12 protein-coding genes and 5 tRNA genes are annotated in these 12,763 nt (G+C 47.3%); 12 read left to right on the top strand and 5 right to left on the bottom strand.

The genetic code is table 11. From position 1 onward, the window contains the following. Positions 1 to 233 precede the first annotated feature (233 nt). The 4 genes from MHB43_RS07150 (at position 234) to MHB43_RS07165 (ending at position 5,980) form a co-directional block, all read left to right on the top strand. Positions 234 to 515, top strand: a complete 282-nt coding sequence (locus MHB43_RS07150; protein ID WP_017690037.1) for a CopG family ribbon-helix-helix protein — start codon at positions 234 to 236, stop codon at positions 513 to 515. Positions 516 to 518: 3 nt separating this feature from the next. Further along, entirely contained in the window at positions 519 to 869 is a 351-nt protein-coding gene (locus MHB43_RS07155) for a type II toxin-antitoxin system PemK/MazF family toxin (protein ID WP_024630714.1), read from the top strand. A gap of 235 nt (positions 870 to 1,104) precedes the next feature. After that, positions 1,105 to 3,294: an alpha-galactosidase gene (locus MHB43_RS07160; RefSeq protein WP_405131615.1), complete on the top strand. Its 2,190-nt coding sequence runs from the start codon at positions 1,105 to 1,107 to the stop codon at positions 3,292 to 3,294. Between the two features lie 463 nt (positions 3,295 to 3,757). Then, positions 3,758 to 5,980: a Tex family protein gene (locus MHB43_RS07165; RefSeq protein WP_405131616.1), complete on the top strand. Its 2,223-nt coding sequence runs from the start codon at positions 3,758 to 3,760 to the stop codon at positions 5,978 to 5,980. A gap of 180 nt (positions 5,981 to 6,160) precedes the next feature. On the opposite strand, the gene cmpA is transcribed toward MHB43_RS07165, so the two are convergent. Beyond that, complete coding sequence (cmpA, locus tag MHB43_RS07170; protein ID WP_017690033.1) at positions 6,161 to 6,304, bottom strand: cortex morphogenetic protein CmpA; 144 nt, start codon at positions 6,302 to 6,304, stop codon at positions 6,161 to 6,163. A 189-nt stretch (positions 6,305 to 6,493) separates the two neighbouring features. After that, positions 6,494 to 6,850 carry a hypothetical protein gene (locus tag MHB43_RS07175; protein WP_017690032.1) on the bottom strand — a complete coding sequence of 119 codons (357 nt, stop codon included), beginning with the start codon at positions 6,848 to 6,850 and terminating at the stop codon, positions 6,494 to 6,496. Positions 6,851 to 6,969: 119 nt separating this feature from the next. On the opposite strand from MHB43_RS07175, the gene MHB43_RS07180 reads away from it, so the two are divergent. From MHB43_RS07180 to MHB43_RS07190, 3 genes are all read left to right on the top strand, one after another. Then, positions 6,970 to 7,431, top strand: a complete 462-nt coding sequence (locus MHB43_RS07180; RefSeq protein WP_036669054.1) for a SprT family protein — start codon at positions 6,970 to 6,972, stop codon at positions 7,429 to 7,431. A 94-nt stretch (positions 7,432 to 7,525) separates the two neighbouring features. Continuing rightward, positions 7,526 to 7,601 (top strand) — tRNA-Asn (locus tag MHB43_RS07185). 6 nt (positions 7,602 to 7,607) lie between these two features. Then, positions 7,608 to 7,696 (top strand) — tRNA-Ser (locus MHB43_RS07190). Positions 7,697 to 7,916: 220 nt separating this feature from the next. Here the strand turns inward: MHB43_RS07190 and MHB43_RS07195 are convergent. Continuing rightward, complete coding sequence (locus tag MHB43_RS07195) at positions 7,917 to 8,615, bottom strand: ArsR/SmtB family transcription factor (protein WP_405131617.1); 699 nt, start codon at positions 8,613 to 8,615, stop codon at positions 7,917 to 7,919. A gap of 107 nt (positions 8,616 to 8,722) precedes the next feature. Between MHB43_RS07195 and MHB43_RS07200 the strand changes: the two genes are divergently transcribed. Then, the gene (locus MHB43_RS07200; protein WP_405131618.1) at positions 8,723 to 9,382 is read left to right on the top strand and encodes a flavin reductase family protein; all 660 of its coding nucleotides are present in this window, start codon (positions 8,723 to 8,725) and stop codon (positions 9,380 to 9,382) included. 283 nt (positions 9,383 to 9,665) lie between these two features. After that, positions 9,666 to 10,337 carry an MgtC/SapB family protein gene (locus MHB43_RS07205; protein WP_091033649.1) on the top strand — a complete coding sequence of 224 codons (672 nt, stop codon included), beginning with the start codon at positions 9,666 to 9,668 and terminating at the stop codon, positions 10,335 to 10,337. A 64-nt stretch (positions 10,338 to 10,401) separates the two neighbouring features. Here the strand turns inward: MHB43_RS07205 and MHB43_RS07210 are convergent, their stop codons facing one another. Together MHB43_RS07210 and MHB43_RS07215 are read right to left on the bottom strand one after the other, a co-directional pair. Then, positions 10,402 to 11,298, bottom strand: coding sequence for a Cof-type HAD-IIB family hydrolase (locus MHB43_RS07210; protein ID WP_339307310.1), 897 nt, complete (start codon positions 11,296 to 11,298; stop codon positions 10,402 to 10,404). Positions 11,299 to 11,302: 4 nt separating this feature from the next. Beyond that, a complete protein-coding gene (locus MHB43_RS07215; protein WP_047842021.1) occupies positions 11,303 to 12,079 on the bottom strand; it encodes a DeoR/GlpR family DNA-binding transcription regulator in 777 nt (258 codons plus the stop codon). 307 nt (positions 12,080 to 12,386) lie between these two features. Here MHB43_RS07215 and MHB43_RS07220 point away from each other — a divergent pair. The 3 genes from MHB43_RS07220 to MHB43_RS07230 all read left to right on the top strand — a co-directional run bounded on the left by MHB43_RS07220 (position 12,387) and on the right by MHB43_RS07230 (position 12,740). Then, positions 12,387 to 12,458: transfer RNA gene (locus MHB43_RS07220), tRNA-Glu, on the top strand. Positions 12,459 to 12,564: 106 nt separating this feature from the next. Continuing rightward, positions 12,565 to 12,640 (top strand) — tRNA-Lys (locus MHB43_RS07225). A 17-nt stretch (positions 12,641 to 12,657) separates the two neighbouring features. After that, positions 12,658 to 12,740, top strand: a tRNA-Leu gene (locus MHB43_RS07230). The last annotated feature ends 23 nt before the right edge of the window (positions 12,741 to 12,763 follow it).

Below are 12,763 nucleotides of genomic sequence, written 5' to 3' on the forward strand. Positions count from 1 at the left end.
AACTTTTTTTCAGAACAGAAGGAAAACTGTCGGAGCATCTCGAATTATGTATGACAGTAAGGATTTAATTCCTGAATTGAGATGTTTGGTCTGTACGAATATTGTTCCCCGTGTTTATAATGGAGTACAGCATACTTGATATACTCGGGGCATATATATTCCTTTGTATAAAAGTTCTGGAAAAACGTAATACTGGTTCACAATGGCGAAAGGTTTGTGGGGGTGGAAGAAAGGTGGCCAACTTGCAGAACACCAAGCGGATCATGATCAGTTTACCTGATTATCTTTTGCAGGAAGTGGATGGCATCGTAGCGCTGGAGAATTCCAACCGCAGCGAATTGATTAGGCAGGCTATGAAGCTGTATTTAACGGAGCGTAAGAAACGTTACATCCGTGAAACGATGCAGCGAGGGTACATGGAGATGGCAAAAATTAATCTGACCATGGCATCCGAAGCCTTTCATGCGGAGGAAGATGCGGACAGCACTCTGGACCGCTTAGTTAGCGGGGTGTAGACATTGATCGTAAAACGTGGTGACGTTTTTTTTGCGGATCTTTCTCCCGTTGTCGGTTCCGAGCAAGGTGGAGTCAGGCCGGTTCTGGTGATCCAGAATGATATCGGCAACCGGTTCAGTCCAACTTGTATTGTGGCGGCTATCACAGCCCAAATCCAGAAGGCAAAGCTGCCAACGCATGTGGAAATTGATGCGGCGGCACACGGCTTTGACCGGGACTCGGTTATTTTGCTCGAACAAATACGGACGATTGATAAACAGAGGTTGACTGACAAGATTACCCATCTGGACGAGGAGACCATGAAACTGGTCAACGAAGCCTTGCAGATCAGCCTTGGTTTAATCGATTTTTAAGGCAGCAACCAGCGTCTTGCACGCTGCCCTGCCGTCCGTTGGCAATGGATGTTCCTGTAAGGGAACACACTGAATTCAGACTGTAACCAAAAGAGCGTATGACATCCTTCGGGCTGTTATGCGCTCTTTTGATTAAAGCTTGATGAAAGCGTAGAACATTGGCGATCTTTTCGCTATAATGAAACCTGAGAAACCGTTTACCCGAAAGACCTATATATAGAGGTGGAGGAGACATATGAGCATTTACATCAATCAAGAGAAACTTCAGTTTCATTTACAGACCCGCGAGGCCAGTTACGTATTCCAGGTACTGCCCTCAGGATATTTGGTGCATTTGTATTATGGCAAAAAATTACGCGACACCGATCTGAGCTGGTTGCATGTGCGGACAGAACGAGCGTCCTTTAGCCCCAACCCGGTGCCAGAGGATCGTACGATCTCATTCGATACGTTGCCAGTGGAATTGCCAGTGTATGGCACGAGTGATTTCCGTAATCCGGCTATCCAACTGGAACTTGAGAATGGCTCAACCGTTTCGGAGTTTACCTATACAGGTCATCGATTGATCAAAGGAAAGGCAGCGCTTACCGGACTGCCAGCAACGTATGTTGAATCCGATGAAGAAGCAGAGACGCTGGTTATTGAGTTGGAAGACCGCGTTGCGGGTATCAAAATCGAGCTTTCCTATACAGCCTTTACGGCATTTAATGCGATTACACGCTCCATGCGTATCGTTAATGAGAGCGCTACCTCAGTGAATGTGGCGCGTGCGCTCAGTTCATCTGTTGATTTCCCGCATGCTGATTATGAATTGTTGCAGTTGTCAGGTGCATGGACACGGGAACGTGATATTGTTCGCAGACCGCTTGCGTCAGGCCTGCAAGGGATTGAGAGCCGTCGCGGTTCAAGCAGTCACCAGCAGAATCCTTTTATTGCACTGATGACACCAGGCACGGATGAAGACCAAGGTGAAGTTTATGGATTCAGTCTCGTCTATAGTGGTAGCTTCACCGCACAGGCTGAAGTGGATCAGTTCCACACCACCCGTGTGTCACTCGGAATCAATCCGTTCGAGTTCAGCTGGAAGCTGGAGCCGCAAGAAACGTTCCAGACACCTGAGACGGTTATGGTGTACTCGGCTGCAGGTTTGGACGGCATGTCACAGTCCTACCACGAATTGTATCGGGAGCGTCTTGCGCGTGGTAAGTTCCGTAATGCGGAACGTCCGGTTCTGGTCAATAACTGGGAAGCAACCTACTTTGGATTCAATGCAGACAAGATTGAGCAGATCGCTCGCGCCGGACAGAAGCTGGGTATTGAGCTGTTTGTCTTGGATGATGGCTGGTTTGGACATCGGGACAGTGACAACTCCTCGCTGGGCGACTGGATTGTAGATAAAAACAAATTGCCACAGGGACTGGATGATCTGGCTAACCGCGTAACAGGTCTGGATATGCAGTTTGGATTGTGGTTTGAGCCTGAGATGATCTCACCAGACAGTGAGCTGTATCGTGCGCACCCGGACTGGTGTCTGCATGTGCCTGATCGTCGCCGGACAGAAGGGCGTCAACAATTGGTACTCGACTTCTCTCGTCAGGATGTACGTGATGAGATTGTGCGCATGTTAACAGACGTACTTGGTTCTGCACCAATCACTTATGTGAAATGGGACATGAACCGGAATATGACGGAAGTGGGTTCCGCATTGCTTCCGGCAGACAGACAGCGTGAGACCGCGCATCGTTACATGCTCGGGTTGTATGACGTCATGGAACGAATCACTTCAGCGTTCCCGAACATTCTGTTCGAGAGTTGTTCAGGTGGTGGTGGCCGCTTCGATCCAGGTATGCTGTATTACATGCCACAGACGTGGACAAGTGATAACACCGATGCTATATCCCGATTGCGGATTCAATACGGTACCAGTCTTGTGTACCCGGTAAGTTCGATGGGATCGCATATCTCAGCGGTACCGAATCATCAGGTCAACCGGATCACTTCTCTTGAGATTCGGGGACATGTTGCGATGTCGGGCAACTTCGGGTACGAGCTGGACCTGACTAAATTCACGGAGGAAGAGAATGATATCGTGAAAGCCCAGGTTGAGCTGTACAAAGAGATTCGTGGAACAGTTCAATATGGAACATTCCGTCGTTTACGCAGTCCGTTTGAAGGCAATGAGACAGCGTGGATGTTTATTGCACCAGACGGAAGCGAAGCCGTGGTATTCTACTTCCGCGTGCTCTCTGAGCCTAATGCGCCACTTCAGCGCTTGAAGCTGAAGGGATTAGATCCTAATGCGGATTACCGTCTGAAAGGCGGATCGGAGACCTTTACCGGCGATGCCCTCATGTATGGCGGTATTTCGGTAGGCAGCACATCAGGAGACTATCTGAGCGAACTGTTCCGGTTCGAGCGCGTCTAGATAAGTGAACTACATTTTATTTACACGGATACTACGATGACAGAACAACCTTCCAATCGCTGTTATCCCCAGATTTTTCGATTCCCTTTTCTCAAGGGAAAATCCGGAGATAAAGGCGAACGCTTCGCTTTTTCAGGTTTTTTCTGTCCTCTCCGTTATCGTGTAAATGAGCAGTTTCACTTATTAGATTGCTATTGTATTTAAAGTTTTAAATTAAGGAAGGACCGAGGAGCGTCGTGTTGACGTTTTTCGGTCTTTTTTTGACGTATTGGGGAAGGCTTGAGGATGACATCATTCTGTCAGAACTTGTATGCTTGCGGATTGATGGAAATCTGGACGTGATTCTGTGATAATATAGGGTAGAGTGGAAGAAACAAATGGTTCAACTATACTGTAATTACAGCAGCAAAGCTGCCCTGAAATGATTGTAACGAACGATTCAGGAAGGAAAGAGGGATTTATTTTGTCTGAACAGGAAACGGTTCTGGAACCCAATGAAGAAACAATAAAGGCAGAACGCCATGAACGAATCATCAAACAGGTAGCCAAGGAACTGTCACTGTCCTTGAAGCAGGTCCGTACCACGTCGGAGCTTCTGGACGAAGGCAATACGATTCCATTTATCGCCCGCTACCGTAAAGAAATGACTGGAGAGCTGGATGAGAACCAGCTGCGATCGATTGAAGAACGCATTGTTTATCTGCGCAATCTTGAGGATCGCAAATTGGAAGTCATCCGTATTATAGAGGAACAGGGCAAGCTGACCGGAGAACTGAAGCAATCCATTACGCAGGCTGTGAAGCTGCAGGAAGTGGAAGATCTGTATCGACCTTACCGTCAGAAGCGTAAAACACGTGCCAGTGTGGCCAAGGAAAAAGGTCTTGAACCCCTTGCTGTATGGATCTGGGGTCAACCGAAACAAGGAGATGCACTCCAGGAAGCTGCGAAATATATCAATGCTGAACTGGGTGTAGAAGATGCAGAATCGGCGCTTCAGGGAGCCAAAGACATTCTGGCGGAGAATATTGCAGACGATGCTGCCATTCGTGCCTGGATCCGTCGGTACACCTTGGATCATGGGATGCTGACTTCAGAAGCGAAGGATGCTCAAGAGGAGTCCGTGTACGAGAATTATTATGATTACCGTGAATTAGCCAAAAAGATGCCTCCACACCGTATTCTCGCAATTAATCGCGGTGAACGTGAGAGTATTCTGAAAGTTGGCCTGGACGTACAGGCAGAACCTGCCCATCGTCATATGCAGGGACAGATCATTCGTGGTGCTTCTGCCGTGCAGGATATCCTGCGTGATGTGATTGAAGATGCATACAAGCGGCTGATTGCGCCTTCCATTGAGCGAGAAGTTCGTGGAGAACTTACGGAAAAAGGTGAAAATCAGGCCATATCCGTATTCTCGGCTAATCTGCGTAACCTGTTGCTTCAACCGCCGATTCATGGCAAACGTGTGCTGGGTGTCGATCCGGCCTATCGTACCGGTTGTAAACTGGCTGTAGTAGATGATACGGGCAAGCTGCTGGAAGTGGCTGTGACCTATCCAACGCCACCACACAACAAGAAACGTGAAGCTGCGGAAGTGTTCCATCGCATGATCAAGCAATATGATATCGGACTGATCGTCATTGGTAATGGTACCGGATCACGTGAAACGGAGCAATTTGTTGCCGAGATCATTCAGGAGAACGGTGATGAAAGTCTTGTGTATCTGATTGTTAACGAAGCAGGCGCGAGTGTATATTCTGCATCCAAACTGGCCCAGGAAGAGTTCCCAGATCTGGATGTTGCCGAGCGCAGTGCAGCTTCCATTGCACGCCGGGTACAAGACCCGCTGGCGGAGTTGGTTAAGATTGATCCAAAAGCCATTGGCGTGGGTCAATATCAGCATGACGTCTCCCAGAAGGTTCTGGAAGAAAGCCTGAAGGCTGTCGTCGAATCCGCAGTTAACCATGTGGGTGTGGACGTGAATACAGCTTCACCTTCGTTACTGTCATATGTTGCTGGAGTTAACGCTACGATTGCCAAAAACATTGTGAAGTACCGTGAAGAGAATGGCCGGTTCACGAACCGCCGTCAGCTTCAGAAGGTGCCACGTCTGGGTGCCAAAACCTATGAGCAGTGCGTAGGATTTATGCGTATTGGTGAGGGCGAGAATCCATTGGATCGTACACCGATTCACCCTGAGTCCTACAAGGTGGTGGATCAGCTGTTCAAGGAGCTTCAGGTTGCACTGGACAAGCTGGGAAGCAAGGAATTGTCGGTATTACTGTCAGAGCAACAGCCAGAACAATTGGCTGTGAAACTGGACGTAGGTGTGCCTACATTGCGTGACATTCTGGACAGCTTGCAGCGTCCGGGGCGTGACCCGCGTGAAGAAATGCCGTTGCCAATCTTCCGTACAGATGTATTGAAAATTGAGGATCTGGTGGAAGGCATGGAGTTGCAAGGTACGGTTCGGAACGTTATTGATTTTGGTGCCTTTGTTGATATTGGGATCAAGAGTGATGGGCTTGTCCATATCTCACAGCTCAGCAACGGATATGTTAAACATCCGATGGATGTTGTATCTGTCGGGGATAATGTAACGGTCTGGGTGATGAGTGTGGATACCAAAAAAGGCCGTGTCGGCCTGACGATGAAGAAGCCTGCTTCTGCGCAACAGTCTTCTTAAATAGTAGGATTGGAGAACAGCCTTCCCTAACCAGGAAGGCTGTTTGTTGTCGACAGTAATAGTCCCGTTATCCGTTCTAATTCCTCTAGTAAGTACGGTGGGCAATATGTGCATTTTCTTAAAGTGCGTGTTCAAAGGGCCATCCTTCGTAATCCAATGCAGACTTTTATGAACAACCTCTTAAAGTTCGTTCTCCGCGCTGCGTGGTGTGCCATTTGCTGGTTTATTGCGATAAAAGAACCAGCATTCGTTCAGCAACTTGATTTGCCGGCTGTCCTTTTTGTGAAATGCACGCATCAGTTGATTGCAAAGCCATTGAGGCAAGGGTATCTCCTCCTCTTGCATAATTCATCTGTACGTTAGCATATGTGGCAATAGCCTGGACTGTGCGGGATAAGTGGAGGCCACCGGCAAATCAATCTTGTTCACTCAAAAAAAGCACAAAAGCACAAATCCCAATTCAGGGAGATGTGCTTTTCGTTCTCATCATTATAAAATGATACCTGCGGTGAATTAGAGAGCTTCCATCTCTTCTTCATACCACTGTTCCAATTGGGCCTGGAGAGCCCGGATTTCGGTAAGCAGAGAAATCAAAGGATAATGGCTTTCACGTAGTGCTGCAAAAGATTCTTCAAGCGCATTGATATAATCAAGGCCGCCAATGATAGTAAGATTTTCGTTTAGGAGATCGAGGCTGTCACATTCGGCGATCGCCCAAGGCAGGACAGGGACATCTGCTGCAGTGAGTTTATCAATTTCCTTGTGCAGGCGCAGGTTGAGCGCACTGAGTTGATAGGCGTAATCTGCCGGCATTTCCACGAACTGCAATTGTTGTTCCTGCTGCAGGATGACATAGCGCATTGTAGGCATAACGAGTAATAATCTCCCCTCATACATTCTACTTGACAGTGTAGCCTACGAAACGGTTAAAATTCAAGTATTATACCGGAAAAACAAATGCTCCGAGGGGGTGCAAGGAGAGGATACCGATGGAAAATGAGGAATTGCAACAATGGATTGAACAGGTATCACTGGATCATTTCGGAGTTCCGTTCACCCATGAAGCGTTGTTTAACAGTCGCCTGACCACAACAGGTGGGCGTTATATGCTCAAAAGTCACCGGATTGAGATCAATCCGCATCAACTCGAAGCCTATGGGCGAGATGAGGTTGAGAAAATCATCAAACATGAGCTGTGTCACTATCATCTGCATATTCGTGGGCGCGGCTATCAGCATCGTGACCCGGAATTCAAGGCTTTATTGCAGAAGGTAGGCGGCTCGCGTTACTGCCAATCCCTTCCTGACGGTAAAGGCAGAAAGCCGCTGCCCTATCGTTATAAGCTGGTGTGCAAGAGCTGTGGTACGGAATATTTGCGCAAGCGGAAAATAGATCCGAAGCGTTACCGTTGTGGCCGTTGCGCGGGAAAGCTGGGCCTTCAGAATATCTGATGTGTGCATTGTTCACTACGCGTAAGTAAAGTGATGAAAGGCATGTTGACTTGGATTATTAATCATGATAAATTAATCTTATTCAAGTTAATTTTCCCTGATAGCTCAGTTGGTAGAGCACTCGACTGTTAATCGAGTTGTCACAGGTTCGAGCCCTGTTCGGGGAGCCATTTCTTGGAGAGATACCCAAGTGGCTATAAGGGGACCCTCTGCTAAGGGGTTAGACTGCGTAAGCGGTGCGAGGGTTCGAATCCCTCTCTCTCCGTTCTGAATTAAACTTCTCTGCAAAGGGATGAGAACCCTAAAGGTTCGTCGGAGCATAAGCTTCGTTAGCAATACTTCGCAGTCTCGAACGAAGTGAGAGTACCCCTCTCTCTCCGTTCTGATTGACAAAAAATCCTCTTCACATTAGACCGGTTAACGGTCAGTGTGAAGGGGATTTTTTGCGTTACTGATCTTTGATTATCCCTTGTATACGCTTCTGCTTAAAGTGAAATGCTCAACACCTCGTATAAACCTTTCTTGCCTGCTTCCGTTACTTCGACAGAGCGACTTCCTGTTTTTTGACGAATCCAGTCCAGTTCCGATAATCGATGTCTGAGTTGTTCCCCAAGCATACCTGAGAGATGATGACGGCGTTCGCTCCAATCCAGACATTTGCGAGCGATGGCCCGGCGTGATCCTGGCTTCATCTGAAGTTTAATTCCAAACGTAGTGAACCACTGTATTCCTTTCTCTGTAACTTGATAATCCTTGCTGTGTGCCTCTTCGGGCTCTGAAAGATACCCCTTCTGTATTAAGGCTTCACAGAGCGAGATTCCCAATTTCCCGGCCAGATGACCATAACAGGTCCGTGCATGACTCAGTTGTTGAAGCTGATCGGATTGTTTGAGAGAGCGGATCTGTACAGGCGGAGCAATACTGGCCATCGTTTCAATCAGATTAGCAATTTCTTTGTTTGCAAGACGGTAGTATCGATGGCGTCCTTGTTGTTCAACTTCGAGTAATCCTCCCTCTACAAGTTTAGCTAGATGGCTGCTTGCCGTCTGGGGAGTGACACTTGCCATATGAGCAAGCTCTCCTGCGGGCAACGCACGGCCATCCAGTAAGGATGACAGAAAAATAGCGCGGCTTGGATCAGCGATTAACGACGCAATAACAGTAATATTTGGATATACATTCATACTTCGATCATATCTGAACTATTACTGTATTACAATCCAGTTGTATCGTCCCATATGGGTCAGATTGAGCTTATAAATCATTGGAATCGGAACAGGAGAGGTACAGGATGAAAAAGATAACGAAACAGGACTTTGCTACAGAGCAGTTGTCCGCGAGTCCAGCAGTGATTCAACATGAAACGATTAATCCCAGTATTTTATATTATGGTACGCCCGTATTGCTGCTAAGCACATTAAATGAGGATGGGTCGACTAACCTGTCACCATTATCCTCGTCTTGGGCGCTGGGGGATTGTTTGGTTCTTGGTCTGGGTATACAGGGCAAAGCCTATGAAAATCTGAGTCGACACCCGGAGTGTGTAATTAATCTGCCGGATGCGACCATGTGGAAACAGGTTGAGGCACTGGGTCGTTATACGGGAGTCACACCGGTTCCTGAGGAGAAAAGGCAGATGGGCTATGAATATTGCCAAGATAAATTCACCGTAGCTGGGCTGACATCTGAATGCTCGGTTCAGGTGGCTCCAGATAAAATAGTTGAATGTCCGCTCCAGATTGAAGCGGCTGTACAACACATACGTATTCCCGAACATACACCGTTCATGGCGATTGTTGAAGTGAAAGCGTTGAAGGTGCACGCGCACACAAGACTAATATCTGGACCGAACAAGATTAATCCAGAGGAATGGCATCCGCTGATATATAATTTCAGACATTATTTCGGATTGGGCAAGAGACAAGGGGGAAATTTCCGGGCAGAGAATTGACCTGAGTAGAGGCTTTTTATTATATAAGATGAATTAATCATTTACACGATAACGGAGAGGACAGAAACAAACTGAAAAAGCGAAGCGCTCGCCTTTATCACCGGATTTTCCCTTGAGAAAAGGGAATCGAAAAAATCTGGGGATAACAGCGATTGGAAGGTTGTTCTGTCATCGTAGTGCCAGTGTGAATAATCTTTAGTTCAACTTATATAGTCAGGGAAAGATTGGGTAATAGTAAAGATAGACTCATGTAAGCATATACATAATGAAAGAGGTGATGTGCATGGAAGTGGAATATTTGATGCGTGTACTCATAGCTGGAATATGTGGTGTGCTAATCGGATATGAGCGCAAGAATCGAATGAAAGAGGCGGGAATCCGTACTCATTTTGTGGTCGCCGTCGGTGCTGCCCTGATGATGATTGTATCGAAATACGGATTCCAGGATCAGGCTGGCTGGGCCAATCTGTCTCTTGATCCGTCAAGGATTGCTGCACAAGTCGTTAGCGGTGTGGGGTTCATTGGAGCTGGGATGATCTTCACACAGCGTCACACGGTCAGGGGATTGACCACAGCGGCTGGCATATGGGCTACGGCAGGCATGGGACTTGCTGTGGGTTCAGGTCTGTATTGGACGGGTGCAGGCGTGACACTGCTTATTGTCGTGGCACAGATGTTACTGCATAGACCCACACGCTGGTTGGTATCCGCCCGAACAGAGACGTTAACCATCCATCTGCAAAATGAGGGGGAGGCCCTGAAGACTGTTTTGGCACTGCTGGGGCAGGAGAAGATATCAGTCATCGGATTTAAGACAGAACAGCAAACAAGCACAGACTCCGTGGAAGAGACCGTGCTTGAGTTCACGTTGCAACTACCGGGTTCATACCGGGGCGAGCAACTGATTATTTTGTTACAGGATGTGCCTCACGTTCGATCTGCGGAGTTAAAATGAAGAGAACCTGCATGGATCAACAGGCGACCATGCAGGTTCAGTACTTAATTCAGTATGGGTTCAATTACTGACCTTCTCCGACAATCGTTTCTGGACGGGACACCGGTTTACCTTCAAGCAGGCACTCGATAGCATGGGCTACACCGTGCTCCACATTGGTCAACGTTATGGCTTTGGCTAATGCCTGGATCTCGGGTTCGCCATTACCCATGGCGATGCCGAGTCCTGCCATTTTTAACATGGAGACATCGTTGAAGTTATCGCCAATCGCTACGGTATCCTCCATGGAGATGTTCAGGTGAGCCGCCAGTTTGGTGAGGGCATTACCTTTGGATACGTCCGGGTGCTGCATTTCGAAGTTATGCTCAAAGGATACAACCATGGCGACATCGGATCGGGAAGCGAAGTATTCTCGACCAGTCTTTACTTTGTCCGGATTCATGGAGAAGGCCATAATATTATAGATGTAGGCTTCTGCCGGAATTTCGAGGTGGCTGTCTACGCGGTGGTAGTCTTTTTTGTCATAGTGTTTCTTGATGGAGCGAATCATGCGTGCGATGTCCTCACCAGGGTTCGAACCAAGAACACGTTCCATCTCGGCAAGCAAGGTCTCATGACTGCTACGCGGGGCATAGATGCCTTGTTGCGTTGAAGCCTCATAATAGACATCATGATCTTCCAGCCACTGCATGACGGAAGCTGCTGTGTCACGCTCGAGCGGAAGATGGAATAAACGTTCACCGTCTGCATCATGAATTGTCGCTCCATTGGAGCCGATAATCGGGGTTTTGATTCCGCCTTCGCGGCTGATGGTCACAACATCGGAATAGACACGTCCTGTTGCAATGGTAACTTTCATACCGGATTGCTGGGCCTTTTGGATGGCTGCGGCATTCTCCGGGCTAATCTGGCTATCTATGTTCAACAAAGTTCCATCTAAATCTGTGGCAAATAATTTCATATATTTACAACTCCTTATCATCTGTAGGTTCAGGAATGAGAATCTCAACCTGTTGTTCGGCTAGAAAAACAAGCCATTCTTTGGTTGGCCATTGATCCGTAATCAATACATCCACCAATGACCAGTCGGCAAAACGATAACCATAACGTCTATCAAACTTGGATTGATCTGCAAGAACAACAACTTTCTTGGCAGCTTTCATCATTTGGTGTTTAATTTTCCCTTCCTCTTCGGAAGCACTGAAGCCATCCATGGTGATACCACCAATTCCGATAAAGGCTTTATCTACATAATAGTGGGAGAGGGTCTCGATAACAGAGGTACCGTAGACATAACGTTGTTCTTTATCTACTTTGCCTCCGAGCAAACGAATCTGGACAGCAGTGTGATTGGAGAGAAGATCAGCGGAATGAATCGAATTGGTAATGACGGTACAGGATTTGCCGTTTAAGTTCTCGGCACAGGCCTGCACAGTCGTGGAAGAGTCCAGAATAATGATCTCGCCTTCCCTTACAATGGCCGCAGCGAGTTTGCCGATGGCCCTCTTTTCCTCAGATACATCGAGTAAACGGTCTTTGTAGGATCTGAATTCTTGCGGAGGAGGGGGGAGAATCGCTCCGCCACGGGTTCGGATAATGGCATCCTGTTCCTCAAGCTTAATCAGATCCCTGCGTGCAGTATCCCGTGATACATCAAACAAGGCGACAATATCATCGGCTGAGATGCGATTGTGTTTGCGTAGATGTTCAACAATGAGCTGCATTCGTTCTTCTTGAAACAAACATGTCACCTCCGAGTGTATGGATGACCGTACTTATACTGATACTTTAATTATAAGTATTTTTAATGTGATTTGCAATATTATAAGTGAACGTAAGTTTTTGTAAGTGTTTTAATGAATGATTTACATTTTTCCTGCACAGTGATGACACTGGCATGAATAGGAGAGGTGGTGATTAACGGGCCTCTGAAGAACAGTATGCAATGGACAAAAAGGCTTGAAAAATAAATTTTAAAAAAGTATTGCAAGTTCAAATTGTCCTGTGGTATACTCATTCTTGTCGCCAAGAAAGACAACTTGTTATTAAGGCCCGTTGGTCAAGGGGTTAAGACACCTCCCTTTCACGGAGGTAACAGGGGTTCGAATCCCCTACGGGTCATATCTTCACCACCTCATGAGATCTACATTTTCGATGAGTAATCCTCAAAGTCATTGCTCTTATAGACAAGAATGAAGCATGGCACATCCGGTGAAGTTTACAGCAAGAGCCATTAGCTCAGTTGGTAGAGCACCTGACTTTTAATCAGGGTGTCGAAGGTTCGAGCCCTTCATGGCTCACCATTTTCACAATTGAATATGCGGTCGTGGTGGAATGGCAGACACGCTATCTTGAGGGGGTAGTGGGTGTATACCCGTGGAGGTTCGAGTCCTCTCGACCGCATCACAGCAACAATATAAGATAGA

Source organism: Paenibacillus sp. FSL H8-0317, assembly GCF_045040685.1.
GTDB lineage: Bacteria > Bacillota > Bacilli > Paenibacillales > Paenibacillaceae > Paenibacillus.